Origin of the sequence: Variovorax dokdonensis (genome assembly GCF_030316895.1) — a bacterium.
Classification (GTDB): Bacteria; Pseudomonadota; Gammaproteobacteria; order Burkholderiales; family Burkholderiaceae_C; genus Variovorax; species Variovorax dokdonensis.
The window spans coordinates 146166-170977 of sequence record NZ_JASZYV010000006.1 but is presented as its reverse complement, the minus strand read 5'-3'; the positions used below and the strand labels follow the sequence as shown (position 1 = coordinate 170977).

Annotated in this window: 23 protein-coding genes and 1 riboswitch; of the genes, 6 read left to right on the top strand and 17 right to left on the bottom strand. The window is 66.3% G+C overall.

The window, feature by feature from the left end; all coding sequences use genetic code 11:
* Positions 1-31: 31 nt before the first annotated feature.
* The 4 genes from QTH91_RS22335 (at position 32) to QTH91_RS22320 (ending at position 4435) form a co-directional block, all read left to right on the top strand.
* Positions 32-1660, top strand: coding sequence for an arylsulfatase (locus QTH91_RS22335; protein ID WP_286662365.1), 1629 nt, complete (start codon positions 32-34; stop codon positions 1658-1660).
* A gap of 143 nt (positions 1661-1803) precedes the next feature.
* Positions 1804-2718 carry a DUF72 domain-containing protein gene (locus QTH91_RS22330; RefSeq protein ID WP_286662364.1) on the top strand — a complete coding sequence of 305 codons (915 nt, stop codon included), beginning with the start codon at positions 1804-1806 and terminating at the stop codon, positions 2716-2718.
* 246 nt (positions 2719-2964) lie between these two features.
* Entirely contained in the window at positions 2965-4134 is a 1170-nt protein-coding gene (locus QTH91_RS22325; RefSeq protein ID WP_286662363.1) for an ABC transporter substrate-binding protein, read from the top strand.
* A 58-nt stretch (positions 4135-4192) separates the two neighbouring features.
* Positions 4193-4435 (top strand): hypothetical protein, encoded by a 243-nt coding sequence (locus QTH91_RS22320; RefSeq protein ID WP_286662362.1) that lies wholly within the window; start codon positions 4193-4195, stop codon positions 4433-4435.
* A gap of 4 nt (positions 4436-4439) precedes the next feature.
* Here the strand turns inward: QTH91_RS22320 and QTH91_RS22315 are convergent, their stop codons facing one another.
* Genes QTH91_RS22315 through QTH91_RS22300 form a run of 4 tightly spaced genes read right to left on the bottom strand, consistent with a single transcriptional unit; the run spans position 4440 to position 7545 of the window.
* Entirely contained in the window at positions 4440-5384 is a 945-nt protein-coding gene (locus tag QTH91_RS22315; protein ID WP_286662361.1) for a thiamine phosphate synthase, read from the bottom strand.
* The gene (locus tag QTH91_RS22310; RefSeq protein WP_286662360.1) at positions 5377-6201 is read right to left on the bottom strand and encodes a thiazole synthase; all 825 of its coding nucleotides are present in this window, start codon (positions 6199-6201) and stop codon (positions 5377-5379) included. The genes QTH91_RS22315 and QTH91_RS22310 overlap by 8 nt, the downstream gene beginning before the upstream one ends.
* Before the next feature lie 4 nt (positions 6202-6205).
* On the bottom strand, positions 6206-6403 hold the full coding sequence (thiS, locus tag QTH91_RS22305; protein WP_286662359.1) for a sulfur carrier protein ThiS: 198 nt from the start codon (positions 6401-6403) through the stop codon (positions 6206-6208).
* Positions 6400-7545 carry an FAD-dependent oxidoreductase gene (locus QTH91_RS22300; RefSeq protein ID WP_286662358.1) on the bottom strand — a complete coding sequence of 382 codons (1146 nt, stop codon included), beginning with the start codon at positions 7543-7545 and terminating at the stop codon, positions 6400-6402. The genes thiS and QTH91_RS22300 overlap by 4 nt, the downstream gene beginning before the upstream one ends.
* A 71-nt stretch (positions 7546-7616) precedes the next feature.
* Between QTH91_RS22300 and thiD the strand changes: the two genes are divergently transcribed.
* Positions 7617-8486: a bifunctional hydroxymethylpyrimidine kinase/phosphomethylpyrimidine kinase gene (gene thiD / locus QTH91_RS22295; protein WP_286662357.1), complete on the top strand. Its 870-nt coding sequence runs from the start codon at positions 7617-7619 to the stop codon at positions 8484-8486.
* Here the strand turns inward: thiD and QTH91_RS22290 are convergent.
* The 8 genes from QTH91_RS22290 to QTH91_RS22255 all read right to left on the bottom strand — a co-directional run bounded on the left by QTH91_RS22290 (position 8428) and on the right by QTH91_RS22255 (position 16908).
* The gene (locus QTH91_RS22290; RefSeq protein WP_286662356.1) at positions 8428-9777 is read right to left on the bottom strand and encodes a purine-cytosine permease family protein; all 1350 of its coding nucleotides are present in this window, start codon (positions 9775-9777) and stop codon (positions 8428-8430) included. The genes thiD and QTH91_RS22290 overlap by 59 nt on opposite strands.
* A gap of 61 nt (positions 9778-9838) precedes the next feature.
* A riboswitch (TPP riboswitch) is annotated at positions 9839-9942 on the bottom strand.
* 72 nt (positions 9943-10014) lie between these two features.
* A complete protein-coding gene (locus QTH91_RS22285; protein ID WP_286662355.1) occupies positions 10015-11043 on the bottom strand; it encodes an NAD(P)/FAD-dependent oxidoreductase in 1029 nt (342 codons plus the stop codon).
* 20 nt (positions 11044-11063) lie between these two features.
* Positions 11064-11393, bottom strand: coding sequence for a ferredoxin FdxA (fdxA, locus tag QTH91_RS22280; RefSeq protein WP_286662354.1), 330 nt, complete (start codon positions 11391-11393; stop codon positions 11064-11066).
* Between the two features lie 103 nt (positions 11394-11496).
* Positions 11497-12819: a sulfate adenylyltransferase subunit 1 gene (locus tag QTH91_RS22275; RefSeq protein ID WP_286662353.1), complete on the bottom strand. Its 1323-nt coding sequence runs from the start codon at positions 12817-12819 to the stop codon at positions 11497-11499.
* A gap of 11 nt (positions 12820-12830) precedes the next feature.
* Complete coding sequence (gene cysD / locus QTH91_RS22270) at positions 12831-13787, bottom strand: sulfate adenylyltransferase subunit CysD (protein ID WP_286662352.1); 957 nt, start codon at positions 13785-13787, stop codon at positions 12831-12833.
* Between the two features lie 29 nt (positions 13788-13816).
* Positions 13817-14437 (bottom strand): phosphoadenosine phosphosulfate reductase domain-containing protein, encoded by a 621-nt coding sequence (locus QTH91_RS22265; protein WP_286662351.1) that lies wholly within the window; start codon positions 14435-14437, stop codon positions 13817-13819.
* A 282-nt stretch (positions 14438-14719) separates the two neighbouring features.
* On the bottom strand, positions 14720-15112 hold the full coding sequence (locus QTH91_RS22260) for a DUF934 domain-containing protein (RefSeq protein WP_286662350.1): 393 nt from the start codon (positions 15110-15112) through the stop codon (positions 14720-14722).
* A complete protein-coding gene (locus QTH91_RS22255; RefSeq protein ID WP_286662349.1) occupies positions 15109-16908 on the bottom strand; it encodes a nitrite/sulfite reductase in 1800 nt (599 codons plus the stop codon). The genes QTH91_RS22260 and QTH91_RS22255 overlap by 4 nt, the downstream gene beginning before the upstream one ends.
* Before the next feature lie 316 nt (positions 16909-17224).
* Between QTH91_RS22255 and QTH91_RS22250 the strand changes: the two genes are divergently transcribed.
* Complete coding sequence (locus QTH91_RS22250) at positions 17225-18400, top strand: HPP family protein (RefSeq protein WP_286662348.1); 1176 nt, start codon at positions 17225-17227, stop codon at positions 18398-18400.
* Here QTH91_RS22250 and QTH91_RS22245 read toward each other — a convergent pair.
* The 5 genes from QTH91_RS22245 to mnmC form a co-directional block, all read right to left on the bottom strand.
* Complete coding sequence (locus QTH91_RS22245) at positions 18389-18793, bottom strand: DUF1850 domain-containing protein (protein ID WP_286662347.1); 405 nt, start codon at positions 18791-18793, stop codon at positions 18389-18391. The two genes, QTH91_RS22250 and QTH91_RS22245, sit on opposite strands and share 12 nt — an antisense overlap.
* Before the next feature lie 11 nt (positions 18794-18804).
* Positions 18805-20847: a TRAP transporter permease gene (locus QTH91_RS22240; RefSeq protein WP_286662346.1), complete on the bottom strand. Its 2043-nt coding sequence runs from the start codon at positions 20845-20847 to the stop codon at positions 18805-18807.
* Positions 20844-21830, bottom strand: coding sequence for a TAXI family TRAP transporter solute-binding subunit (locus QTH91_RS22235; RefSeq protein ID WP_286662345.1), 987 nt, complete (start codon positions 21828-21830; stop codon positions 20844-20846). Before QTH91_RS22235 ends, QTH91_RS22240 begins: the two co-directional genes overlap by 4 nt.
* A 156-nt stretch (positions 21831-21986) precedes the next feature.
* Positions 21987-22889: a transglutaminase family protein gene (locus QTH91_RS22230; protein ID WP_286662344.1), complete on the bottom strand. Its 903-nt coding sequence runs from the start codon at positions 22887-22889 to the stop codon at positions 21987-21989.
* A 57-nt stretch (positions 22890-22946) separates the two neighbouring features.
* Complete coding sequence (mnmC, locus tag QTH91_RS22225) at positions 22947-24812, bottom strand: bifunctional tRNA (5-methylaminomethyl-2-thiouridine)(34)-methyltransferase MnmC2/FAD-dependent 5-carboxymethylaminomethyl-2-thiouridine(34) oxidoreductase MnmC1 (protein ID WP_286662343.1); 1866 nt, start codon at positions 24810-24812, stop codon at positions 22947-22949.

Genomic DNA, 24812 nt, shown 5'->3' with positions numbered 1-24812 from the left:
ACTAGGGACCCAAAATTGGGATGGAGAGCTTATGAAGATTCGTTGGAAAGGATTGCTGACTGCCTCGGCATTCCTGGCCGTCACGCTCACCGCGGTGGCTCAGGTCCAGGGGCAAGTCAAGCCAGCGGCACCGGCAGCGGCGCCCGCGACTTCTCCGGCAACGCCGGCTTCTAACGGGGGCAAGAAGCCCAACATCCTGGTGATCTGGGGTGACGACATCGGCACCTGGAACATCAGCCACAACAACCGCGGCATGATGGGTTACCAGACGCCCAACATCGACCGCATCGCCAAGGAAGGCGTTGCCTTCACCGACTACTATGGCCAGCAGTCCTGCACGGCCGGACGCGCTGCCTTCCTGGGTGGCAACGTGCCGGTTCGCACGGGCATGACCAAGGTTGGCCTTCCGGGCGCGAAGGAAGGTTGGCAAAAGACCGACGTCACCATCGCCACGGTGATGAAGAGCCTCGGTTACGCCACCGGCCAGTTCGGCAAGAACCACCAGGGCGACCGCGACGAGATGTTGCCCACGGCCAATGGTTTCGATGAGTTCGTTGGCAACCTCTACCACCTGAATGCCGAGGAAGAGCCCGAGAACGAGGACTACCCTGGCGACATGGTCATGGCCAACGGCAAGAAGTTCAAGGAAGTCTTCGGTCCGCGCGGCGTGCTCAAGTGCAAGGCCGACGGCAAGTGCGAAGACACCGGCCCGCTGACCAAGAAGCGCATGGAGACCGTCGACGAAGAGACGCTGGCCGCGGCCAAGGACTTCATCGATCGTCAGCACAAGGCCGGCAAGCCCTTCTTCACTTGGTGGAACGCCACGCGCATGCACTTCCGCACGCACGTCAAGCAAGCCAACCGCCACAAGGGCAACGACGAGTACACCGACGGCATGATCGAGCACGACGCCATGGTGGGCCAACTGCTCAAGCAGCTGGACGACCTGGGCATCGCCAAGGACACCATCGTCTTCTACTCGACCGACAATGGCCCGCACTACAACACCTGGCCCGATGCCGGAACCACGCCGTTCCGCAGCGAGAAGAACTCGAACTGGGAAGGCGCCTATCGCGTGCCGGCCTTCGTTCGCTGGCCTGAGCACTTCCCAGCCGGGACCACGCTCAACGGCATCTTCTCGCACGAGGACTGGCTGCCCACCTTCGCGGCGATCGCGGGTGACACGGGCATCAAGGACAAGCTGGCCAAGGGCGTCGACCTGAACGGCCGCAGCTATAAGAACTACATCGACGGCTACAACCAGTACGACTACCTGACCGGCAAGGTCAAGGAGTCGCCGCGCCACGAGTTCATGTACGTGAACGACGACGGCCAGGTGGTTGCCATCCGCTATGACGACTGGAAGGCCGTGTTCCTGGAAAACCGCGGCGTGGGCTTCGGTGTGTGGCGCGAGCCGTTCGTCGAACTGCGCGTTCCGCTGCTGTTCAACCTGCGGCGCGATCCGTTCGAGAAGGCACAGCATGCGTCCAATACGTACAACGACTGGTTCCTGTCGCGCGTCTTCATGATCGCGCCGATGCAGGCCTTCGCGGCACGTTTCCTCCAGACCATGAAGGACTATCCGCCGAGCCAGACGCCGGGTTCGTTCAACCTGGAAAAGGTCCAGAAGCAGATCGAAGCGTCGATGGGCGGCAAGTAAGCCGCTGCGCATGTCGCACCGAGGGGCTGGCGTTTTGCCAGCCCCTTTTTCTTTGGGCGCCAAGACGGCTACGATGATTGGCGCACCACAGGGGCGGGGCAGGCCGCCCGTCGAATCCGCATGTTCCCGACAAGGCCAAGCGCATGAGCATCCTCGTAGGCACCGCATCCTGGACGGACAAGACCTTGATCGACTGCGGTCGCTTCTATCCGAAGCAGGTTCGCACGCCCGAGGCACGCTTGCGCTACTACGCCTCGATCTTCCCGATGGTGGAAGTGGACTCCAGCTACTACGCCATCCCCGCGCCCGCGACGGCGCAGGCCTGGGCCGAGCGCACGCCGGACGCCTTCGTCTTCAACGTCAAGGCGTTTCGCCTGTTCACCGGACACCAGACGCAGCCGCAGGTCCTGCACAAGGACATTCAACAGGTGCTCGCCTCGCAGCATGGCCCGCTGCCGCGGCAGTTCTATTACCGCGACATGCCTCAGGACATCCGCGCCGAGTTGTGGCGGCGCTTTCATGATGCGCTGGCGCCGTTGATGGCGGCAGGCAAGCTGGGCATGGTGCACTTTCAGTTTCCGCCCTGGCTGGTGCGCAACCGCGAGGGCATGGCGCATGTGGCGCACTGCGTGGAGCAGATGGGCGCATGCGTGTGCAGCATCGAATTCCGGCACGAGTCCTGGTTCAGCGACGCCCATCGCGCCGATACGCTGGACTTCGTGCGCAGTCTGCGGGCGGTGCACACGGTGGTCGATGGTCCGCAGGGCTTTGCCAACAGCGTCCCGCTGCTGGCCGAAGCCACGCATCCGGACTTCGCCCTCGTGCGCCTGCACGGACGCAATACGGACAGCTACAACGTTCGGGGCGCCAGTTCGGCGGCCGAGCGTTTCGACTACGAATACGGCGACGCCGAACTGAAGGACCTGGCCGCCGAAGTGGTGCGCCTGGCCTACAAGGCGCGCAACACCCATGTGGTGTTCAACAACTGCGACGAGGACAAGGGCCAGCGAAACGGCATGTCGATGATGAAGTTGCTCGGCACCCCGTGGCCGCTTTGAGCGGCTTGCGTTCTCTCGCAACAACAGGCGTGTAAACCGTTTGGATTAATGGATCGCCAATCCCTGCTGCATTGCGGAAAAAACACGTCTTGCCAGCATTGCATTGAGATACATTTGGATGCAGTTGTTGCCGAAAAAACGTATGGCAATGCCTTCTGCGCGTCGCCCCGCACACCGCGCACGGCCCGGCCGTGACGCAAGCGGCTCGACACCTGATCCACGCCAAGCTGAGAGTGAGACGGAACCATGAACGACACGCAAGACCGTGCAACTTCATTCACCCCTTCGCGCAGAGGCAGCACCCGCCGCCACGTCCTGACCCAGATGGCCGGCGCCGCCATGGCAGGCATGCTGGGCGCACCGGCGTTCGCCCAGGCCAAGCCGGTCCGCATCGGCTGCAGCCTGGACAACAGCGGCGTGGAGAAGGCCAACGGGCAGGGTCTCTTCGCTGGCGCGATGGCGTGCCTCAACGCCGTGAACAAGGCCGGTGGCATCAACGGGCAGAAGATCGAACTGGTCCTGGCTGACGACAAGTTCAAGCCCGAGGTGGCCAAAGCCAACGCCCTCGAATTTGCGGCCGATGCTTCGGTGCTGGCCATGCTTCAGCCACTGGGCACGCGGCAGACTTCCGAGATCATGGACGCCGTGCCCGGCATGGCCGTTGTGGGGCCCAACACCGGCACGGTGGCGCTGCGCAAGAAGAATGCGCCCAACACGTTCTGGGTGCGGGCCAATTACGATCAGGAAGTCGAAAAGCTGATTGCGACGGCTGCCGTTCTGGGCATCAACCGCATCGGCATCGTTCATTCCAAGGATCCGCTGGGCACGTCGGTGCTGGCTGCGTGCGAAGCCTCGCTCAAGGCCCACAACCTGCAAGCGGCGGTCATCGCCACCACGCCCAGCACCATCAGCATGGAAGTGGAGCCCGCTGCCGCGGCCATCGCAAAGGCCGAGCCTCAAGTGGTCATCACCGGCCTGGCCGGTACCGCGCCGGCTTTCATCAAGGCCTTGCGCAAGGCTGGGGGCAACAGCACCGTCTATGGACTTTCGATCACCGCCAGCTCGCTGACGCCCCTGGGCGATGCGGCGCGCGGCATTGGCTTCGCCATCGTCGTGCCTTCGCCGAATGCGACGCGCTTTGAAGTGGTGCGCCGCTATCAGGCCGACATGGTTGCAAGCGGCAACAAGGAATATTCGCTGCCCAGCCTGGAAGGCTACATGAACGCGCAGGTGCTGATGGAAGGCTTGCGCCGTGCCGGTCCGGGCGCTTCGCGCGCTTCCCTGATGGCCGCTCTGGGCAGCATCGAGGCCTTCGACCTCGGCGGCGTCAAGATCAACTACGGGCGTACGAACCGCGAGGGCAACCAGTTCGTCGATGTCGCGGTGATCGGGGCCAACGGACGCATCCTGAGCTGAACGCTGCGCGGCAAATTCGCTCCTGCGGATGGAGCTTGCCGCTGTATGCTCCGCACCCATGTCGCTGACTCTTCTGCAGAAGCTTTCGATGGCGGAGCTGCCCGTGGCGGTAACCGATGGTTCGGATGTGGATGGCCTTCGCATCCTCAAGATGGCGGGCCATGTCAGGGCTGAAATTCCTTCGCCCGTTCGCACGTTGACGGGCTACATGCAGCCGCCTGCGCTGGCGATCGCCATCACCGCGCTGGGGCGTCAGATGCTGGAGCGCTTTCCGCAATTGCGCGGATCGTCGCGCTCCTAGGCATTCACTGGCCGCCGCGGCGCCCGGTCGCCGAATCGATCACCAGACCCAGTTCCCGGCAGGCGCCCTCGGGATCGTCCGCCGCAATGATGGCGCGCACGACGGCGACGGAACCCACGCCAGTTGCCAGCACGGCGGGCAGCCGCTCGGCGTCGATGCCACCGATGGCGACCTGCGGATACTGGCTCGTCAGGCGTGCATAGGCGTCGAGCCGCGCAAGGCCCTGCGGCGCGGTGGCCATCTTCTTCAAGGTGGTCGGGAACACCGCGCCCATTGCCAGGTAGCTGGGGCTGACGGCGTCGGCACGGACCATCTCCGCGTAGCCATGGGTGCTGACGCCCAGACGCAGCCCGGCGACACGGATCTGCGAGAGTTCTTCGGGGCGCAACGCGTCCAGGTCTTCCTGGCCCAGGTGGACACCGTAGGCGCCCGCCGCAATGGCCGCACGCCAATGGTCGTTGATGAACAGCAGGGCACCCGTGCCGCGAACTGCGTCCACCGCGGCATGCACCTCTTGCTCGATGGCAAGGTCGTCGTCGGACTTGAAGCGCAACTGCACTGTGGGCACGCCGGCGCGGGCACAGCGGCCCGTCCACTTGGCGTCGGGCAGAACCGCATAGAGCCCCAATTGCCGTGGGCAAGGTGCAAAGGCGTCTGGTCGTTGTGCCACGGGCAAGACCTGCATTCCGAAGTCGAGCGGCGACACGGGCCACAGGGTGGCGTCGAACCGACCCAGCCGATCGGTTTGTGCCTGCCAGGCGCGTGCCACGCATTCGGCGTCGATCTCGATGAAGCCGAGCGCCATGCAAGCAGTCTTGGCGGCGCGGTAGGTGCTGCCCTGGCTGGTGAACTGTGCCGTGGCCGGCGATTCGGCCAGGCCGAAGCGCGCGCCGTGTGCGCGAAGGATGGCCTGCGCCATCTGAGCGATGTCTTGATTGGATTCAGTCATTGCCGTGGTGCCAGAAAGGGGTGCCAAGAACGGGGGTGCTGGGTTGAGCGGATTCCTGCGGTGCCATGGCGCCGGCGAGGTAGGCTGCGCGGCCGGCCGCCACCGCGTCTGCGAAGGCGCCGGCCATGGCCACCGGGTCCTGGGCCAACGCGACGGCGGTGTTGAGCAGCACGCCGTCGTAGCCCCATTCCATCACTTGGCAAGCATGCGAGGGCAGGCCCAGCCCGGCGTCGACCAGCAGCGGCACCGACAGTCGTTCTCTCAGCAGGCGCATCGCGTAGGGATTCACGGGGCCTCGGCCCGTGCCGATCGGCGCCGCCCACGGCATGACCGCCTGGCAGCCGACGTCGACCAGGCGCTGGCAGAGCACCAGGTCCTCGGTGCAATAGGGCAGCACCTGGAAGCCGTCGCGCAAGAGGATGTCTGCCGCCTGCACCAACTGCAGCGTGTCGGGTTGCAAGGTGTAGTCGTCGCCGATCAGTTCGAGCTTGATCCAGGGGGTGTCGAACAGCTCGCGCGCCATCTGCGCGGTCGCGACCACTTCGTCGATGCTGTGGCAGCCCGCCGTATTGGGCAGCACCGGCACCTTGAGCTGGCCCAGCATGTCCCAGAAGCCGTTGTCGGTGGCCGGTGTGCCCGGGCCGGCCGTCTGGCGCCGCAGCGAGGCCGTGAGCATGGCCGGCTGCGCACGGCGCACGGCCGCTTCCATCACGTCGGGCGAAGGATAGCGGGCTGTGCCGAGCAACAGGCGGCTCTTGAAGCGCTGGCCGTAGAGGACGAGTTCGTCGGCAGTCTGGTCGATGGGCGTGGTGGTCATGGATTCAGCCGCCCGTCACGGGGCGGATCACTTCGATGCGGTCGTCGGCTTGCAGCGCTCGTTCGGCGTACTGCGAGCGCGGAACGAACTCCTTGTTGATCGCCACCGCAAAGGGTGGCTTGGCCTCGATGGCGGCCAGGGCATCGGGCAGGCGGGCCGTGGCTGCCAGCTCATGCGGGGTGTCGTTGATCAGGACCTTCATGGATGGATGGTGCTTTCGATGGCCGCTGCCGCATCGGCGTCGAGGCAGGACAGGGCGGGCAGGCCGAATTGGGTGGCCAGCGGTGAATGGCCGTCGCGCAGCAGTTGCATGGCGACGTCCAGCATCGCAGGCGCGATCATGAAACCGTGTCGGTAAAGACCGTTGATTTGCATCACGCGCGGCCGAGGCTGACGGATGGCTGGAAGGTTGTCGGCCAGCGTGGGCCGGCATTGGGTGGCGATCTCGATGATGCGGGCCTCCGCGAAGCCGCTGTGCACTGCGTAGGCGGCACTGAGCAATTCCAGCGTCGAGCGTACGCTGGCTGCGGAGCGGTCCTCCGATTCGATCTCGGTGGCGCCGATGACGAAGACGCCCTCGGGCTTGGGCGCGATGTAGAGCGGATAGCGCGGGTGCACCAGGCGGGTGGGGCGCGACAGGCCGACCTCGGGCGCATGCACGCGGATCACTTCGCCGCGCACGCCACGCAACGTATTCCATTGGGGCTTGGCGCCCAGGCCCCTGCAGTCGAAGACCCAGTCCGGCTGGCCTGGGGCACCGGGGCTGAATTCGTCGGGCGATCGCGCGCTGTGCCAGTGCAGGCGCACGTTCGCGCTCGCCTGCAGCGTCGCGAGCAATGTGGCAAGCAGCGCCCGGTTGTCGAGCTGCCCCTCGCCCGGAAGGAAGAGGCCGCGCGCAAAGCGCTGCCCCAGCGACGGCTCGAGGCTGGCGATGCCTGCACTGTCGATTTGCTGCATGGCGGGCAGTTCGGGCACGGCGCGGGCGGTCGATTCGAGCACCCGGGCCAAGCGCTGCGCTTCGGCCGTGTCCTGGCGGTGCCACAGCACCAGCGTGCCTTCTCGTTGGAAGAAGACCGGCTCGCTCAGCCGGGCCAGAAGCTGCGGCCAGCGGTCGAGGGCGTGGTGCCCCATTCGCACCAGCGGCGCCGGCGCGACGGCGGATTCGGCCAGGGGCGCGAGCATGGCAGCGGCCACGCGCGCGGCGGCACCTTCGGCATCGGCACTGCCGGCTTCGAACAGGTCGACCTGGCATCCGGCATGGGCCAGTTCGAGCGCGAGCAGGCGACCCATCAGCCCGCCACCAAGAACGGCGGCGGTGCGCAACGGCAGATCGGCGGACTTCATCGGTTCAGGCATTGGAGGGCGGGGAGGCGCTTCGAAGATGGCTGGGGCGCGGGTGGCAGATAATTTTGTTCATGAGCAGCACCAACCACACCGACGCGCCGCAAGGTGCGCGCTATGCCCGCGTCCTGACCATTGCCGGTTCGGACAGCGGTGGCGGGGCCGGCATCCAGGCCGATCTCAAGACCTTCGCGGCCCTGGGCTGCTACGGCATGAGCGCCATCACCGCGCTCACGGCGCAGAACACGCGTGGTGTGACGGGCATCCATGCCGTGCCACCCGAATTCCTCAAGGCCCAGATCCAGGCGGTGGTGGAAGACATCGGCGTGGATGCCGTCAAGCTCGGCATGCTGCATGCGCCCGAGGTGGTCGAAGTGGTGGCGTGGGCCATCGATCACTACCGACTTCCTAACGTCGTGCTCGACCCCGTGATGGTCGCCACGAGCGGCGACCGGCTGATCGCCGAGCAGACGGTGAGCGTGCTGGTGCGCGAGCTTTTCCCCCGTGCGGTCGTGGTGACGCCGAACCTGGACGAAGCAGCCCTGCTGATCGGGCGGCCCATCGATGGCGTGGAGGCCCTTGATGGCGCGGCCGCTGAGTTGCTGGAACTGGGCGCGAACCACGTGCTGCTCAAGGGCGGACACCTGCCGGGCGAAGAGGTGGTCGATCTGCTGGCCGGTCGCGGCGGCCAGACCTTGCGTCTGTCCTCGGCGCGCATTCACAGCCGAAACCTGCACGGTACCGGCTGCACGCTTTCGTCGGCCATCGCCGCCCACCTCGCGTTGGGCTTGCCGCTGGAGCAAGCCGTTCAGCGCGCACGCACCTACATCGTTTCGGCCATGCAGGCCGGTGCGCAGGTGCAGGTGGGACACGGCCACGGTCCGCTCAACCACGGTTTTGCGCCAGTGCCGATGCACCGCCTGCCGCTGACGACGGGCGACTAGCTCTCGCCAGCACGAAGGTCAATGCGAGCGCCGGCAGGGCGCTGCCCCACTGCGGTGCCAACTGCCCACACAAGTGGTAGACGGCAATGCCCGAAATCCAGATGAGCGCCGCGCTCCAGTCGACGCTGCGCGAAGTCGCATTCGCCCAGCCTTGCCCGGTGCCCATGCGTCCCAGGATCACGCCATAGAGTGGCACGAACACCGAACTGAGCATCAGAAGGAAGGGCTCGAGGCTGTGCATCGGCAGCACCAGCGCCAGCAGGATGCACAGCACGGCGATTGCCAGCCCCCAGCGGCGAACGCTCCAGCCCGGCTTCAGGCTGTGCGCACTGACCGAGCCTGAATAGACGTCGCCATAGGCGTTGTCGAGTTCGTCGACGAGGATGAGCCCCAGCGCGAGCAGGCCGCCCTGCGCCAGCAGCAGCGCCGTCACCAGCGAGGTGCCCGGCTCGGCCACGCTGACCACCAGCACGCCGAGCCCGTAGCACCAGATGTTGGCCACCGCATAGCCGAGCCACGTGCCTGCAAAGGCGCCGCCGCCGGCGCCACGCCGCCCGTGTCGCGCGTAGTCGGCCACCAGCGGCAACCAGGACACCGGCATGGCAATCACCAGGTCCAGCGCGCTGAACAGGCCCATCGAACCATCGCCCGGCCGCGACCAGAAGGCGTCCAGACCCTTGGCATGTGCGTGGACCGCGAATTGCCACGTCAACCAGATCAGAGAGAGCACGACGAGCGGCAACCCGAAGCGGCTGACGAAGCGCCGCACCAGTCCCACCATCGTTCCCGAAAGCAGCGCCAGCAGCACCGCGCCCCAGATGGCCGTCGTGATCACCACGCCGGCCATGCCGTCGGCCGCGATGCCGAATGCCTGCTTGGCGATGGCCTGGGTGCCTTCGCGCATCACCACCAGTTCGAAGGTGGTCCAGCCGACAAGCTGCACGATGTTGAGTACGACGGGCAGGCGAGCGAAGGCGCTGCCATAGGTGCGGTGCATCAGGCCCGCGCTGGCCAGGCCGCTCTGGCAGCCGATGTGCGCCGTCCATGCCAGCAACCCCGCGCCGATGCATGAACCCAGAACGATCGCGATGGCGGCGTCGCGCGTGCCGACGGCCGGCACCAGATAGGCGCCGACCTGCATGACCAGCAAGCCCACGCCAAGGCTGAACCACAGCGACAGGTGGTCGTTCCAGCGAAAGACCCTGGCCTCGTCGGACAGTGGCGTCAATGCCTCGTTGGCGGGCGCCGCGGCGTTGCCGGAGGGGAGGGAGGAAGATGTGTTCGATGCCATTCAGTTGCCTCTGTGCAAATGTTTGGCAGGTGGGCAAGGTGGGCCTGCAACTCCAGGAGCGCAGGCGGGGCACCAGCTTCCCTGCGCGAGGATTACCTCATTCAGGTTCAAAGGGTTTGATCTCAGCCGGCCTTCGGAGAAGGCCCGGCACCCCTAGCGAGAGAGCGTCTATTGTAGGGCGGCCACCGGGCGCCCGCCTTGACTTCGGACAAGCGCCTGCAAGGGCGCAAGGGGCGTTCAGCGGACCGGGTGATCGACGCCCAGCAGCTCGTGCAGGCGAGTGCTGGTGGTCGTGTACTGAAGTGGAATCGCCTTGTCCGGAAAGACGATGGCTGCGCCGGCCCAGGCGGCCAGCGTGGCTTCATGAAAGCCGCAGACGATCAGCTTCTTCTTGCCCGGATAAGTGTTGACGTCGCCGACGGCGAACACGCCCGGCTCGCAGGTCTGGAAGCGTTCCGTGTCCACCGGCACTTGCTTTCGGGCGAGCTGCAGGCCCCAGTCGGCAATGGGCCCGAGCCGCGGCGAAATGCCCGGATAGGCAAGCCAGGCATCGAGCTCGAGATGCAGCGACGCACCTTCGGGCGTTTCGAGCTGCATCCGATGTGCATCGAACGCCGAGGGTTGGCCGATGACCAGCTTGATCTGGCCCGCACGGATGGCCGCGCGCACCTGCGCCTGCAGTGTCTCGTCGGCCTGGAACACATCGCGCCGATGGACGAGCGTCACCTGCGCGGCCCGATCCACCAGCGCGAGCGCCGCAGCCAAGGCCTCGTCGTCGCCGCCCTGGACGACGACCGTCTGGCCAGCGAAGCGCTCCAGCGATTCGGGGTGATAGAAAAGGCGCGTGCCCTCGAAGTCGGGCAGGCCCGGCAGGGCGATGTGGCGCGGCAGAAATGCGCCGACGCCAGCGGCGATGTAGACGGTGCGCGCCAGAAATGACTGGCCACGCGAGGTGCCCAGCAGAAGGCGTCCGTCGTCCTGCCGTTCGAGCGTGGACACCTGCTGCCCGAAATGGAAATGGGGCGCGAAAGGCTCGACCTGACGCAGAAGCGATTCCACCAGGCCGGTGCCGGTGGTCACGGGCGTGCCGGGAATGTCGTAGATGGGCTTGTCGCCGTACAGCTGCGAGCACTGTCCCCCTGCCGACGGACGTGCATCGACGACGTGGCAGGAGATTTCGAGCAGGCCGAGCTGGAAGACCTGGAACAGGCCGACCGGACCGGCCCCGACGACCAGCGCATCACACTCGATCGGCGCAAGGCTCATCGGCGTGGGCGAAGGAGGCGTCAGCGGACCAGCTCGGAGATCTTGCCGGTCTTGTCTTTCCAGTCATCGGCATCAGGCAGCGCGGCCTTGCGCTTGGTGATGCTCTTCCAGCCGTCGGCCTGGGCCAGTTCGGCGTTGAGTTTGATGAAGGCGAGCTGCTCGGCCGGCAGGTCTTCCTCGGCGTAGATCGCGTTGACCGGGCACTCGGGGATGCACACTGCGCAATCGATGCATTCGTCAGGATCGATGACGAGCATGTTCGGGCCTTCGCGGAAGCAGTCCACCGGACAGACGTCGACGCAGTCGGTGTATTTGCAGCGGATGCACGATTCGGAGACGACGTGGGTCATTGGACTTCGAGAGTGGGTTTCATTCGGGAAACCCTTAATTGTACGTACTTGATGTTGATTGCGCCTTCAGGGCCGCGTCGGCCCATGAAGACACAGGCTGGAGTCAGGCTTTGGCCAGCACCGCCCCGGCGGTCCGGTGCGATGCGGTGTCGACGAGAACAAGGGCGCCCAGGCTGCGCGATTGCGCATACGGCAGCACGGCCAGCGGTTGCTGCAGTGCGAGCACAACCTCGCCGATGGCATTGGCTTCGAGCCTGTCTGCCGCCTCGGTTTCGAGCGTGCCGATGTGGATGCGGCCCGTGACGCGCTGCACCTTGGCCTTGACCCAGCGGTGGCCTTGCAGCGCCCAATAGACGCGCCCGGCCACGAGCGGCTCGTCGTCCAGCCAGGCGATGGTCGCTTTCAGCTCGCGCACGGGCTCCACCACGCCGGGCGCAAGCAGCCAGTCGCCGCGCGAGACGTCGACTTCGCGGTCGAGCACGATGCCGGCACTGCGGCCTGCGCCCACCGGCCCCGGCTGGCGGGCATGGTCCAGCACTTGCGCCACCGTGGCGGTCTGGCCGCCGGGCAGGATTTCGACGGCCTGGCCGGCCTCGACCTGGCCGCTGCCGACGCGGCCCCAGAACACCCGCCGACCCTGCGACGTGTCGGACGACGACGAGAATTTCTCGACCCATTGCACCGGAAAGGCGAAGGGCACGGCCTGATCGGGGGCGGTGACGGGCAGCGACTCCAGCAGTTCCAGCAGGCCGGGACCGGTGTAGCCGCACCAATCGGCGCGCTTCTCGGCCACGTTCCAGCCTTCCAGCGCGGAAATCGGGACGATGGCCGTGACCTGCACGCCGGCCGCCTCGGCAAAAGCGCGCAGTGCGGCCGAGATGCGTTCGAACGCGCCTGTGGCGTCATCGACCGCGTCAAGCTTGTTGACGGCGAACACGATCGACTGCACGCGCAGCAGATGCGCCAGAAGCGTATGGCGGCGGGTCTGCAGCAGCAGTTCGGCGGGCTCGGCGGCGTTCGCATTCTTCGCCCAGGGCAGCTTGGTCGCATCGACCAGCACCACCGCCGCGTCGGCGCTGGATGCGGCGGTGACCATGTTGCGGGTGTATTGCTCGTGGCCGGGCGCGTCGCCGATGATGAACTTCCGCTTGGCGGTCGAGAAGTAGCGGTAGGCGACGTCGATCGTGATGCCTTGTTCGCGCTCTGCCGACAGGCCGTCGGTCAGCAGTGCCAGGTCATGCGTGCCCCCGCGCTGTACGCCGGCCAGTTGGTCCTGCAGCACGGCCTTGCTGTCCACCAGCAGACGACCGATCAACGTGCTCTTGCCGTCGTCGACGCTGCCGCAGGTGATGAAGCGAAGGGCCGTCCCCGTGTCGCCGTCGTGCGCCGCGCTCGTTGTGCGCTCTTGAGTTTCAACAGTGGTCATGTTCAAGGGGTTCAGAAGTACCCGTCTTTTTTCCGTTTTTCCATCGAGGCGTCGGAGGTCTTGTCGTCCATCCGCGTCGCGCCGCGTTCGCTGACTTCCGCCACCAAGGTCTCGATCACCACCTCACCGGCGTTGGCTGCCAGGCTCTCGACGGGGCAGGTGCAGGTGATGTCGCCCACCGTGCGGAACCGCACGTCGCGCTGCTCGACCTGCTCGCCCTCGCGAGGCGGCGTGAGCTCGGTGACCGGCACCAGCAGGCCACGGCGTTCCACGACATCGCGGCGATGGGTGTAGTAGATGGACGGCAGTGCGACGTGTTCGCGTGCGATGTACTGCCAGACGTCGAGCTCGGTCCAGTTCGAGATCGGAAAGACGCGGAAGTGCTCGCCCGGCGCATGGCGCGTGTTGAACAAGGTCCACAGTTCCGGGCGCTGGTCCTTCGGTTGCCATTGGCCGAAGCTGTCGCGGTGCGAAAAGAAGCGCTCCTTGGCGCGTGCCTTTTCTTCGTCGCGGCGGGCGCCGCCGATGAGCGCGTCGAACTGGAATTCTTCAATCGCCTCCAGCAGCGTCACGGACTGGTGCACGTTGCGCGACTCGCCCGGATGCGCCAGTCGCACCGTGCCTCGCTTCATCGAGTCTTCGACGTTGCGCACGATGAGTTCGGCGCCAAGCTCGCGGGCTCGCTGGTCGCGAAACTGCGTCACTTCGGGGAAGTTGTGGCCCGTGTCGATCATCAGCAGCGGATAAGGCAACCGGCCCGCGCCGAAGGCCTTCTCGGCGCACTTGAGCAGCACCAGCGAGTCTTTGCCGCCCGAGAAGAGCAACGCAGGGCGCTCGAAGGCAGCGGCGACTTCGCGCAGGACGAAGATCGCTTCTTCTTCCAGCGCGTCCAGGTGGGCGTTGGACAGTCGATTGACCGAGTCCGTCGCAATGGGTTCGAGCAGTTCGGGTGCGGTTCGAGCGTTCATCGAGGATGCTTTGTCTTTGGGTGAATGGATCAGTGCGCCAGGTGAAGGCCGCACTCGCGGTTGTCCTCGCCCTTGGTCGGATCCACATAGTCGAAGTTGTTGGGCAGGCCGTGCTTCTCGCAGTACTCGTACAGGTCCTTGGACGACCAATGCAAGAGCGGCGCCACCTTGATGAGGCCGTCAGGGTTGATGCTCACCGGTTCCATCTGCGCACGAACGGCCGTGTCCGTGGCGCGCAGGGCGGTGAACCAGACCTTGGGTGCCGTCTCGCGCAGGGCGCGGGCAAAGGGCTCCAGCTTCACTTCCTCGGTGAAGGCGGCATGGCGTGGATTGTCCAGTGCGGGCGTGGGGCCGTCGACTGCTTCGCGGTGCGCACGCGAGCGCAGCGGCAGATAGATGCGCAGGTTCAGGCCCAGTTGCTTCGTCACCTCGTCGGCGAACCGATAGGTGGCTTCGGTGTTGTAGCCGTTGTCCATCCAGATTACCGGAACGTCGCGTCGGGCCTGCGTGACCAGATGCAGGATCACGGCTTCGAACGGACGGAAGTTGGTGGTGACGATGGCGCTTTGGCCCAGGCCCAGGGCCCAGTCCACCAGGCCGGCAGCATTGCGGCCGAGCGTGGCGTTGACGTGTGAGAGGTCGATGCTCATGGGGTTCGATGTATCTCGGAACCCAGGACTTTAGGGAGGACCCTTATGAAAGCAAACGAACTTTTAGTTCATGCGTTATGCGGATAAGCAAATGCGCCAATGTCCATGCGGCCTGCGGCGCCGCCACCGGGCTTCTTCGGATAAGGGCGCTGCAGGCACGTCATGCTGTTGGAAGCGCTGCGCCGCGCGAGGCTGCGTTGCGCCATGAAAAAGGCCGCCAGTGCCCGAAGGAGCATTGGCGGCCTGAGCCTGGTTTGACGAGAGGCGCGCTGTCCGTCGACGTCAGCCGCGCGCGAACAACGGCGCCGCTTCCTGGGCATCGCCCTGGTAGTAGCTGCCGAAGCGATCGAACTGGCGCTGCGCGTCGGACACGTCCACGCCTTCACGCAGCACCGCGCTCGAAAAGCCGGTGCGCTGCATCTGCACGAGTTGGTCGATCAGCACGTCGCCCGTGGCGCGGATGTCGCCCGTGAAGCCGAGGCGGCGGCGCAGCAGGAAAGCCTGGCTGTAGGCCCGGCCGTCGCTGAACTTCGGAAAGTCCAGGTCGATGCGATCCACATCCGACAGGCAGACCTCGATGGCGAGCGGATCGGCATCGTTGGGCAACTGCAGGACATTGGGTTCGCCATCGTCGACGTGTTCCTCGACCGAAAGAATGCGAAGGGTGCGGTTCATGCGAGGGCTTCCTCTTCTTGCGCCTTCAGGCGAGCGGCGTTGGCGGCGGTCTTGAACGGCTCATGGCCGACGCGGCGCAGCGTGTCGATGAAATTCTCGCGGCGGCCGTCGACCGTGGCGCGTGTGTCGCGGTAGGTGCCCAGCAGTGCTTCGATCACGCCCGGCACTTCGACGGCCGAGAACGACGGGCCGACCACCTTGCCGGCGCCTGCCGGACCCGACAGGTCGGAGCCGTCCGAACCGCCCAAGGTCACCTGGTACCACTCCTTGCCGTCCTTGTCGACGCCCAGGATGCCGATGTGACCACTGTGGTGATGCCCGCACGAATTGATGCAACCGCTGATGTGCAGGTCGATCTCGCCGATGTCGTCGAGCTCGTCCAGGTCCTGGTAGCGCTCGGTGATCGCCTCGGCGATGGGGATCGAGCGTGCGTTGGCCAGCGCGCAGAAATCACCGCCGGGGCAGGCGATCATGTCGGTGAGCAACTGCACGTTGCTGCTGGCAAAACCCGCCTCGCGCGCGGCGAGCCACAGGGCGTGCAGGTCTTCCGCATGCACCCACGGCAGCAGCAGGTTCTGGTCGTGCGTGACGCGCGCTTCGCCAGCGGAGAAGCGGTCGGCCAGCAGCGCGGCGGTATCGAGCTGATCGGCCGATGCATCGCCCGGTGCCTGCAGGCGGCGCTTGAAGGACAGCGTCACGGCACGCAGCAGCGGATTCTTGTGGGCGGCCACGTTGCGCTGCAGCCAACGCTCGAACATGCGGTCTTCCTGCGCGTGCGCGCGCAGTTCGACCTCGGTCTGCTCGAGCGGCTGGTAGACGCGGCTGGCCAGCTCCGGAGGCACGAAGGACGCCGAAACGCGGTCCAGCTCGGCCTGCGTGATCGTGTGCGGCGCGCCGTCGCGCTCGACGATCTGCTTGTATTCGGCCTCGACGTCATCGATGTAGACCTGGCCCTCTGCCTTCACCAGGATCTTGATGCGCGCCTTGTACATGTTGTCGCGCCGGCCATAGCGGTTGTAGACGCGCACCACCGCTTCGAGGTAGTTGAGGATCTGGTTCCAGGGCAGGAACTCGCGCAGCACGGTGCCGATGATCGGCGTGCGGCCCATGCCGCCGCCCACGCGCACCTGGAAGCCCACTTCGCCGGCTTCGTTCTTCAGCAGGCGCAGGCCCACGTCGTGCCAGCCGGTGGCGGCGCGATCTTCGGCGGCGCCGGTGATCGCGATCTTGAACTTGCGCGGCAGGAAGGCGAACTCGGGATGCAGCGTGCTCCACTGGCGCATGATTTCGGCGAAGGGGCGCGGATCGGCCACTTCGTCCTCGGCCACACCGGCCAACTCGTCGCTGGTGATGTTGCGGATGCAGTTGCCGCTGGTCTGGATCCCGTGCATGTCGACGCTGGCCAGCAGGTCCATCACATCGGCGGAGCGCGCCAGCGGGATCCAGTTGTACTGGACGTTCTGGCGCGTGGTGAAGTGCGCGTAGTGCGTCGGCAGCTTGGCGGTGCCCAGCGCGCCTTGCGTCTGGGTGGCGAGGCGGTAGACCTCGGCCTCGGGCTCGTCGTATTCGCGGGCGATCCTGGCCAGCACGCGAAGCTGCGCGCTGGAGACTTCGCCGTAGGGCACTGCGACGCGCAGCATCGGCGCGTAGCGTTGCACATACCAACCGTTCTGCAGGCGAAGCGGCTTGAACTCGTCTTCGGAGATCTTGCCCTTCTGCCAGCGTTCGAGCTGGTCGCGATATTGCGCGGCGCGTTGCCGCACGAACTGGCGATCGAATTCTGTGTACTGGTACATCGTGTCTTCTTTGGAAGGCGGAGAAATGCGCAGCTCCGCCCGGCTCATGAGCGACCCGCGACTTTAGACGCTGTCGTCATGCCACCCAACTACATTTTGGTTCGCGCGTTATGCGCATAAGCTTATTCACCGCCGCGGATGTGGACTGCCGCGACTGGTGCTAGCGCAATTGCGCAGATGGGTCATTGACCCGAGGCAAGGCGCCCCATCATGGTGCGCTGTCACAATCGCGGCCTACGGAAGATCCTCTCAGCCTTGCGGCGCACCGGCCGCGCAGAGGCATTCATGCGACCGCCTTTCGGGCGCAAAGCATCTCATGGCCACTTCACTCATCTCCTCCACCCAAGCCGAGTCCCGCTGGCAGGCCGTGCGGCAATGGCTGCGCGCCTTTAGGCCCGCGCAACTCCGGGTCGATGGCCGCGAGCGGCTGCGCGCGGCCTTCGGCGCGTTGCTGGGTATCGGCATCACGGCTGCCGTCTGCCACACTGCCGGCCTGGGCACGCAAGCCCTGTGGATCGTGGCGCCCATGGGCGCGAGCGCGGTCCTGATCTTCGCGGTGCCGGCCAGTCCGTTGGCCCAGCCTTGGGCCGTGGTGGGCGGCAACACCTTGTCGGCCCTGGTCGGCATTGCCTGCGCGAACTGGATCGCGCCGGTGGACCTGGCCGCCGGCGTCGCGGTCGGCCTGGCCATCGCACTCATGTTCAGCCTGCGCTGCCTGCATCCGCCCGGTGGAGCCAGTGCGCTCATGATGGTGTTGGGCGGCGTGACCGATCCGCACGTCGCGCTGGCGCCCGTGCTCGTCAATACGCTGCTGATGGTGTCGGTGGGCATCATCTGGAACAGCGCCACGGGCCGACGCTATCCGCATGCGCAGGCGCCGGGACCGGCCGCCACCCGCAGCGCCACCGAGAACGACCTGGATGCCGTGCTGGCGCACTACAACCAGGTGCTCGACGTGCCGCGCGACGATCTGCTCGCGCTGCTCGGCCACACGCGACTGGCGGGCTACCAGCGCATGCTCGCCAACACCCCGTGCTCGGACATCATGTCGCGCGATGTGGTCACGGTGGGGTTCGGAACGCCGCTGCAGGAAGCCTGGGCGCTGCTGCGGCAAAAGCACATCAAGGCGTTGCCGGTGGTGGACCGGGCAGGGCGGATCGCCGGCATTGTCACGCTGGCGGATTTTCTGAAGGCGGCCGATCTCGACCTGCACGAAGGCTTCGATGCGCGCCTGAAAAACCTCATCCGCTGGACGCGGACGGTCAATTCCAGCAAGCCCGACGTGGTCGGTCAGATCATGACCCGCCGCGTGCGGGTGGCTCGATCGGATCGTGCGCTGGTGGACCTGGTGCCGCTGTTCGGCAGCACCGGCCACCATCACATCCCGATCGTCGATGAAGCGCAGCGGTTGGTGGGGATCATGACGCAGTCCGACCTGGTGGCGGCCGTCTTCAAGGCAGAGCAGGACGGCGCTTCCGACTCAGCGCCCTGACGTCGCGGTGCCGGTGCAGGCAGTCAGCGTCGTTGGGCCGGCGCTGATCGGTATCCAGTCGGACAGCGGGCGGCAGCGGCCCTTCATGCACAGGCGGTAGTCGGGGACGAATTCGGACCGCGCCAGCACCACTTCCTTGCGCCAGGGATCGTCGAGTGTGTAGTGCCAGATGCCGTGGTCGAGCCGCGCTTGCGGCGGCGGATCCATGCCGGCGCCGGAACCGCGGATGCGGGCGCCGGTGATCACGAGCCAGTGGCCGGCAACGCGGTAGTCCTCGTCCCATTCGATCTTCTCGATCGAATGGGTCCATTGCAGCGTGAAGCGGTCGACCGGCAGGCGGACGGCATAGGTGCCGGCCGCCATGCACAGCGCTGCCACCGTGGCGACGGGCATTCGCGCGCGACTCAGCCCCGGACCGCGGACGCGGCGCGCCGTCGCTGCCCGATGGCATGCCAGACCGCGAGCAGCGCCGCCATGCCCAGGCCGATCTCGTCGGTGGCCGGCAGCGCCGCGACCAGGAACATGGCCGCCACCAGGGCCCAGACGCGCTCCCACCAGCGAAGCGGGCCGATCCAGTGACCGATGGCCGCGCCGCCCCACAGGATGATGGCGATGATCGCCTTCATCACCACATAGGCCGTGGCCGTCCAGCCGCCATCGCCCTGGAGCATCAGCGCCGGCGCATACACGGCCATGTAGGGCACGATGAAGCCGGCAATGGCAACGCGAAGCGCCTGCAGTCCGATCTTCAGGCCCGACTCCCGCGCGATCGGCGCGGCCGCGAATGCGGCCAGCGCCACCGGCGGCGTCAGGTCGGCCATGATGCCGAAGTAGAAGACGAACATGTGCGAGACGATCAGCGGCACGCCCAGCTCCAGCAAGGCGGGCGCCGCCAGCGAGCTGGTGATGATGTAGTTGGGAATGGTGGGGATGCCCATGCCCAGGACCAGGCAGACGAGCATCGTCAGCACGAGGCTCAGCAGAAGGCTGTTCTTGCCGATGTCGATGATGTAGCCGGCGAACAGGGTTGCCGCGCCGGTGAGCGTCAGGATGCCGATGATCACGCCCACCAGCGCGCAGGCGATGCCCACGGGCAACGCATGGCGCGCACCGTCGGCCAGCGAAGCCACCGCCAGGCGCAGCGTGTCGCGACCGCCTTTGACCCACAGCAGGGCGACTGCCATGACCAGAGCCAGCACGATGATGGCGCCGATGCCCCACTTGAAGAAGCTGGACGCCGCCAGGCCGATCAGCACCCAGAACAGCACGCGCAGCGGATAGTTGCCAAAGCGCACCGTCAATGCTGCGCCGAAGATCAGCACCACCGTCAGCGCCAGGCCCACCATGCCGGAAAAGAGCGGCGTGTATCCCGAGAACAGAAGCCACACCAGCACAGCCAGCGGCAGGATCAGGTACCAGCGCAGCCGGATCGCGGTCCAGGGATTCGGACACTCATCCTTGGGCATGCCCACCAGGCCGCGGCGGCCCGCTTCCAGGTGGACCATCAGGAATGCCGTGAAGAAGTAGAGCAGGGCTGGAATGGCCGCGGCCTTGCAGATCTCGACATACGGCACGTCGATGGTCTCGGCCATGATGAAGGCCACCGCGCCCATCACCGGCGGCATGATCTGGCCGCCCATGCTCGACGTCGCCTCCACGCCACCGGCAAAGTCCGCCCGATAGCCGAAGCGCTTCATCAGCGGGATGGTGAACTGCCCCGTCGTCACCACGTTGGCCACGCCCGAGCCGCTGATCGTGCCCATGAGGCCGGACGACACCACCGCCACCTTGGCCGGACCGCCCTTGGCATGCCCGAACAATCCCAGCGCGAAATCGGTGAACAGCGTGATCATCCCGGCTTGCTCGAGGAACGCGCCGAACAGGATGAACAGGTAGATGTAGGACGACGACACGTAGGTCGGCGTGCCGTAGATGCCTTCGGTGCCGAAGCCCAGCTGGCCGACGATCTGGTCGATGCCATAGCCGCGGTGCGCCAGGTCACCCGGCAGGTACTGGCCAAACAGCCCGTAGGCCAGGAAGGCCGCGCAGATCAGCGGCAGCGCAAACCCCATGATGCGGCGCGCGCCTTCGAACACCAGCAGGATCACCCACACGCCGATGATCATGTCCCACTGCGTCAGGTCTCCTGCGCGCTGGATCAGGTCTGCCTCGTAGACCCAGTGGTACAGCCCGGCGGCGAAGGCCAGGATGCCCACGGTCCAACCCAGCCACGCCTGGCGAAGCGGCGGATACATCACGAAGGTGAGCAGCAGCAGGAAGCCCACGTGCACCGCGCGGACCACGGTGCTCGACAGCGGACTGAACGCCGCCGTCACGATCTGGAAGACCGAGAACGCGACCGCGATCCAGAAAAGCGGCCCGCTGAACGGGCCGTGGCTTTCATCGGCCGGCGTCTGCAGCGACGCGTCGGCCGTCGCGGTGGTCATTTGAGGAGGCCGACTTCGCGGTAGTACTTCTGCGCGCCGGGGTGGAAGGGCACCGTGGTGCCGCTGGTCGCAGTCTCGCGCTTGATGCCCTTGGCCGCGTTGTGAGCGGCGACCAGCTGGTCAAGGTGTTCGAACATGCTCTTGGTCATGGCGTAGACCACGTCGTCGGACACGCCCTGGTGCGTGACCAGGAAGTTCTTGATCGCGCAGGTGGGGGTGTCGGCGTCTTGCCCGTCGTAGGTCTTGGCCGGGATGGTGGCCGGCTGGTAGGCGGCGTCGCCCACCTTGGCGATCACGTCGGCCGGAATCGGCACCACCACGATCTTGATGCTGGTGGCCAGATCGCGGATGGAAGAAACACCCAGGCCCGCCGATTGCAGCGTGACGTCAAGCTGGCGGTTCTTCATCAGTTCGACCGACTCGCCGAAAGGCAGGTACTCGACCTTGCCGAAATCGGAATAGGCCAGACCCGCCGCCTTCAGGATGGCGCGGGCGTTCAGTTCGGTGCCCGACTTGGGCGCACCCACCGAGATGCGCTTGCCCTTCAGATCGGCCAGGGTCTTGATGCCCGAATCGGCACTGGCCACGATCTGGATGTAGTTGGAATAGATCCCGGCCACCGCGCGAAGCTTGTTCAATGGCGCGTTGAAACCAGCATCCTTGTTGCCTTTCCAGCCGTCCGACAGCGCATCGGCCAATGTGAAGGCCAATTCGCCGCGCCCGGCCTGCAACAGGTTCAGGTTTTCGGCGGATGCCTTGGTGGACTGCACCGTCACCTTGCTGCCGGCAATGGCCTTGTCGAAGATCTGCGAAAGCGCGACGCCCATCGGGTAGTACACGCCGCTTTGTCCGCCGGTCAGGATGTTGACGAACTTCTGCTGCGCCCAGGCCGGAACGCTGGCGCCATATGCGGCCAGGCCGCCGAGCGTGCTCAGCACGACCTGGCGGCGATTGGGGCGAAATGTCTGGGAAGAAGTCTTCATTGGGGTGCTCGTCCTTGTGGGATGGGATGCGCCTTCGTCGGGCGCGGCGATGCCCCTGACTCTATCGGCGTCATCGTTTGCAACATATCCGTGACAACCCCGGACTAATTGCAACTTTCCCACTTGCTTCGTCGCCCCGTGCGACCAGCGCTTGGCTCAGACGATGCGCCGGACGTCCACCGTGACTTCCATACCGAGGTAGGCATCCGACTCGCCGTACCAGGAGCCCGACAGCGGCGTCGCCGAGGCCGGGTCGCGTGCGACGCCGACACGAATGAGCTGTGCGCCGCCCATGAGGTTGTTGGTCGGATCGAAAGCCACCCAGCCCGCACCAGGCAGGTAGACCTGAAGCCAGGCGTGCGTCGAGCCGGCGCCGCTGACCGACGCCGAGCCTTCGGGCGCGTTGCCGGGATCGAGCGCGGCGTCATACAGATAGCCCGAGACAAAGCGCGCCGCAATGCCGAGCCTGCGCGATGCCTCCATCATCAGCAGCGCGTAGTCGCGGCAACTGCCGCTGCCGCGCTCCAGCGTGGTGAGCGGGTCCTGCGTGCCTTCTTCGTTGCGGACCTCGTACTTGAAGTTCGCGCGGATGAAGGCATTCATGCGGCCCAGCACGTCGTGCGTGCGATGGCTGCTGTCGCCTTCGCCGTCGAGGAACTGTCGCGCCCAGGTCATCAAGGTGCCGTCGGGGTCGTCATGGTGCGGGCGCAGGTAGCGCTCCAGGTCCACGTGGTCGCGCACCGCATAGGAGAAGGGTAGGTATCGCGCTGTCGGGTCCAGTTCGAGCTGGTCGGCCGTCGTGGGCACATGCTCGATGCGGAAGGCGCACACGATGCGCAGCTCGGTCGCATCTTCGAGGGGCTGCACCAGGGCGACCGAATTCGAGTGCGGGTCCTGGATCAGCCGGATGCTTGCAGTTGGGCTGACCTGCAGGTCGGTGGCCAGCACACGAAGGTCGTGGCTGTCGCGGGGTCGGAACATGACGCGATGCAGCCCGAATCCGACCGGTTCCTTGTAGCGATAGATCGTCGTGTGTGTGATGTCGTAGCAGGTGGGCATGATGGGGCGGCGGTGCGTACACCGGCGGCGTGTGACGGTGAAAGGGCAGCAGGGCCTTCAGGCCGTGCGTCTTGTGTCCAGCGCTTCTGCCAGGGCGGACTGTAGCGGCAATGGCTCGCCGTGCCAGCGTGCGGCCAGGCTTTCGGCGCACAGGGCCGCGAAGCTGAGCCCGCGCGAGCCGAGCGCAGTGCAAATCCACGGGCCTTGCGGGTCGAGAGGGGCGGCTGGCCCGACGAGCGGGCGGCGGTCGCGGCTCACGCAGCGAAGGCCGGCCCACGCGCGCAACAGCCCTTGCCGATGCGCGGCCATCGCTTGTGCCGCTGCGCCAGGATGCAGCTCGCCCAGGCGATCCAGGTTGACCAGAGTTTCGGCCTCGCGCAGTTCGCGCGAGGTGTCGCCACGCACGTACGTGGAACCTGCCAGCCAGAACGCGTCGTCGCCCTCCGGCACGTTCGTGATGAGGTGGCCATTGCCGTTGACGGGATGCGGCTGCGCTTGAACCCCATCCGCGATCGGGCCGGAGCCCATCAGGACCTGGCCTCGCACGACGTGAAGCGGCAACTGCGGAGCCAGCCATGTGCTGTCCACGCCGCAGGCAATGACCACGCGATCCGCGCGCGCGAGTGTTCGGCCGGCTTGGTCGTTGGCCTGCCAGGCGTCGGCGCGGTCGCCGGCAACGCGCGAAAGCGCGGCCACCGGGGCTTGGGTGAGCAGGGACACGCCCGGCTGATCGAGCCATGCCTGCACCAGCCGCGCCGGTCGCACCCACGCGGCGCGGGCGTGCCAGATCGCGGGCGCCTGTGCGGGCAGGCCAGCGGCCTGCATGCGCTGCGGATCGGCGATCCAGGATTCATTCGGCCCGTCGGCTTGCCAGTCGGCGGGCATCCGAATCGGGCCTTCGCGCCGTTCGAGTGCACCGGTCGGTGACCAGTCCACGCCCGATTTCAAAGTGGCGGCAAGCTGTTGCCAAGTGGCGCGGATGCCCGCGCGAGTCAGCCGCGACATCAGTGCGTCGTCGGGTGAACAGTGCGGCGCCATCAGTCCGACCGGCAAGCCGGAGGCGCCAGCAGCCGCATGAGCTCCGGCTTCGAGCACCGTCACCTGCCAGCCGCGTCGCGCAAGGCTGGCCGCGACGGCCGCGCCGGCGAGCCCGGCACCGATGACCATGCAATGCCCAGGCGCTTCGATGCGGTCGGGCGAAGCGGGCGAACGCCTCGGGGTCCACGGTGGATCGAACAAGGCCTCCAGCCGGTCGCGCTTGGGCGGAAGGCCCGGCGCCTTGACCGATGAGAAGCCCAGCGGCGTCAATGCGTCGCGCAGCGGCCTGGCAATGGACCAGGTCGCGAGCCGCGTGCCGCGCCGGGCAAACCGAGCCACGGCCTTGAGCAGTGGAGGGGACCACATCTGCGGATTGCGTGCCGGACTGAATCCGTCGAGGAAGATGCTGTCGGCATCGAAATGGGCAAGGGTGCGCAGCTGCGCATGCGCATCGCCGATGCACAGCGTCAGCAGGACCTGTCCGCGCTCGAACCAAAGGCGATGGACGCCGGGCAGCAGGCCATGCCATTGCGCGGCCAGTTCTTCCGCGAGCCCGGCCAGTTCCGGATAAGCCTGTGCGGCGCGGCGAAGATCGTCGGCGGCGACCGGGTAGGCCTCGACAGACACGAAATGCAGGATCTGCGCTCGCGCGGCATCGTTCTTCCACGCCAGCCAGGTGGCAAGAAAGTTCAGGCCGAGGCCGAAGCCGGTTTCGAGGACGGTCCAGCGCGCTTGACCCGCCCATGCCTGCGGGATTCGGCAGCCGCCCAAAAACACATGGCGCGCCTGCGCCAATGCACCGCTGCTCGAGTGGTAGATGTCGTCGAAACGCGCGCTTCGCGGCAGCCCATCCACGCCCCAGTCGACGGGCTCACAAGCCGCCAC

Excerpts from the sequence above, each read along its gene's own strand:
- QTH91_RS22335 (WP_286662365.1), top strand. The coding sequence starts at position 32 with ATGAAGATTCGTTGGAAAGGATTGCTGACTGCCTCGGCATTCCTGGCC.
- QTH91_RS22330 (WP_286662364.1), top strand. The coding sequence starts at position 1,804 with ATGAGCATCCTCGTAGGCACCGCATCCTGGACGGACAAGACCTTGATC.
- QTH91_RS22325 (WP_286662363.1), top strand. The coding sequence starts at position 2,965 with ATGAACGACACGCAAGACCGTGCAACTTCATTCACCCCTTCGCGCAGA.
- QTH91_RS22320 (WP_286662362.1), top strand. The coding sequence starts at position 4,193 with ATGTCGCTGACTCTTCTGCAGAAGCTTTCGATGGCGGAGCTGCCCGTG.
- QTH91_RS22315 (WP_286662361.1), bottom strand. The coding sequence starts at position 5,384 with ATGACTGAATCCAATCAAGACATCGCTCAGATGGCGCAGGCCATCCTT.
- QTH91_RS22310 (WP_286662360.1), bottom strand. The coding sequence starts at position 6,201 with ATGACCACCACGCCCATCGACCAGACTGCCGACGAACTCGTCCTCTAC.
- thiS (WP_286662359.1), bottom strand. The coding sequence starts at position 6,403 with ATGAAGGTCCTGATCAACGACACCCCGCATGAGCTGGCAGCCACGGCC.
- QTH91_RS22300 (WP_286662358.1), bottom strand. The coding sequence starts at position 7,545 with ATGAAGTCCGCCGATCTGCCGTTGCGCACCGCCGCCGTTCTTGGTGGC.
- thiD (WP_286662357.1), top strand. The coding sequence starts at position 7,617 with ATGAGCAGCACCAACCACACCGACGCGCCGCAAGGTGCGCGCTATGCC.
- QTH91_RS22290 (WP_286662356.1), bottom strand. The coding sequence starts at position 9,777 with ATGGCATCGAACACATCTTCCTCCCTCCCCTCCGGCAACGCCGCGGCG.
- QTH91_RS22285 (WP_286662355.1), bottom strand. The coding sequence starts at position 11,043 with ATGAGCCTTGCGCCGATCGAGTGTGATGCGCTGGTCGTCGGGGCCGGT.
- fdxA (WP_286662354.1), bottom strand. The coding sequence starts at position 11,393 with ATGACCCACGTCGTCTCCGAATCGTGCATCCGCTGCAAATACACCGAC.
- QTH91_RS22275 (WP_286662353.1), bottom strand. The coding sequence starts at position 12,819 with ATGACCACTGTTGAAACTCAAGAGCGCACAACGAGCGCGGCGCACGAC.
- cysD (WP_286662352.1), bottom strand. The coding sequence starts at position 13,787 with ATGAACGCTCGAACCGCACCCGAACTGCTCGAACCCATTGCGACGGAC.
- QTH91_RS22265 (WP_286662351.1), bottom strand. The coding sequence starts at position 14,437 with ATGAGCATCGACCTCTCACACGTCAACGCCACGCTCGGCCGCAATGCT.
- QTH91_RS22260 (WP_286662350.1), bottom strand. The coding sequence starts at position 15,112 with ATGAACCGCACCCTTCGCATTCTTTCGGTCGAGGAACACGTCGACGAT.
- QTH91_RS22255 (WP_286662349.1), bottom strand. The coding sequence starts at position 16,908 with ATGTACCAGTACACAGAATTCGATCGCCAGTTCGTGCGGCAACGCGCC.
- QTH91_RS22250 (WP_286662348.1), top strand. The coding sequence starts at position 17,225 with ATGGCCACTTCACTCATCTCCTCCACCCAAGCCGAGTCCCGCTGGCAG.
- QTH91_RS22245 (WP_286662347.1), bottom strand. The coding sequence starts at position 18,793 with ATGCCCGTCGCCACGGTGGCAGCGCTGTGCATGGCGGCCGGCACCTAT.
- QTH91_RS22240 (WP_286662346.1), bottom strand. The coding sequence starts at position 20,847 with ATGACCACCGCGACGGCCGACGCGTCGCTGCAGACGCCGGCCGATGAA.
- QTH91_RS22235 (WP_286662345.1), bottom strand. The coding sequence starts at position 21,830 with ATGAAGACTTCTTCCCAGACATTTCGCCCCAATCGCCGCCAGGTCGTG.
- QTH91_RS22230 (WP_286662344.1), bottom strand. The coding sequence starts at position 22,889 with ATGCCCACCTGCTACGACATCACACACACGACGATCTATCGCTACAAG.